General features: G+C 66.6%; 1 protein-coding gene. It reads right to left on the bottom strand.

Annotation, left to right across the window (positions count from 1 at the left end):
* Positions 1–1369, bottom strand: a 1369-nt coding sequence (locus QZ994_RS19895; RefSeq protein WP_290877839.1) for an S-layer family protein, incomplete at both ends; no start/stop codon positions are given.

Here is a 1369-nt window from a genome sequence, read left to right as displayed (position 1 = left end):
GTGCCGGCGTTCTTGTTGGCGTAGACCTGGCTCAGGCCGGTGATGGTGTCGCTGCCTTGCAGGCCACTGACGCTCACCGTTCCACTGGAGCTGGTGCCACCGTCATAGGTCTTGCTGCCAGCGTTGGCGGTCAGCGTGAGCGCGGCGCGGGTGATGCTCAGGTTGGCGTTGGTGATGCTGACGTCGTAGTTGCTGGCGTCGTTGCCACCCACCACCAGGCTGGAGGTGTAGGTGCCCGCGTTGCGCCCCGAGGCCAGGCCGCTGACGCTGATGTCGTCGCCATTGACGAAGCCGCTGCGCGTGGCCGCCGTCTGCGTTTGCGTGCTGCCGTTGTAGGTCACGCTGGTGGCCGTGCCGCTGACGCTGGCGCTGGCGCGGGTGATGACGCCGTTGCTGGCGTCCACCATGCTCACGTCGTAGTTGCTGCCGCTGTTGCCGTCGCTCAGCGTGTAGCCACTGGCCACGCTGATGGTCTTGCCGGTGCCGGCGTTCTTGTTGGCGTAGACCTGGCTCAGGCCGGTGATGGTGTCGCTGCCTTGCAGGCCACTGACGCTCACCGTGCCACTGGAGGTGGTGCCACCGTCATAGGTCTTGCTGCCACCGCTGGCCGTCAGCGTGAGCGCGGCGCGGGTGATGGTGCCCACGTTGCCGGTGACCGACGTGGGCAGCGTGTAGTTGCTCAGGTTCGTCGTGCCCGTGGCAGAGAAGTCACTCAGGCCCAGGCTCACGGTCACCGTCTTGTTGGTGCCCGCGTTGGCGTTGTCGTAGGTGCCTGTGGTCTTGGTCACCGTGGCGCCGTCCGAGCCCACCCAGCCACTGAGCAGGTAGTTGCTGCTGGTCAGCGTGGCCGTGTTGTTGCCGTTGTAGACCTTGCTCACCGTGCCCGTCAGGTTGCCGGTGATGATGGCCAGCACGGCGGGGGTGATGGTCAGCGTGCCGTCGACGTAGTTGAGCGTGTAGTTGCTGGCGCTCAGGCCCGAAGGCGTGATGGCGTAGCTGCCGGCGTTGCTGGCACCCTGGCTGCTGCCACCGTAGCTCGCCGAGCCGCCCACGATGCTGCTGGTTTCGCCGTTGACGAAGCCGCTGTAGCTCACGCCGTTGCCGCCGCTGTAGCTAAGGCCATCGTAGGTCTTGCTGGCGTTGTTGGCGGTCACGGTCAGCGTGGCCGGGTTGATGGTCAGGGCGGTGGTGTTGCCGGCCGACTGCGTGAAGGTGTAGTTGCCGTTGGTTGCCGTCAGGCCGCTGCCGGTGATGCCGTAGCTGCCCACGCTGCTGCTGCCCGTGGCCGTGCTGCCAAAGCTCAGCGTGCCGGTGGTGGCGCTGGCCTGGTTCTCGCCGTTGACGAAGCCGGTCACCGTGCCGCTGAACG

The sequence above is a fragment of the Aquabacterium sp. genome (assembly GCF_021768455.1).
GTDB lineage: Bacteria > Pseudomonadota > Gammaproteobacteria > Burkholderiales > Burkholderiaceae_C > Aquabacterium.
Note: the sequence above shows the minus strand (reverse complement) of the source record. Positions and strands in the feature narration are given on the sequence as shown.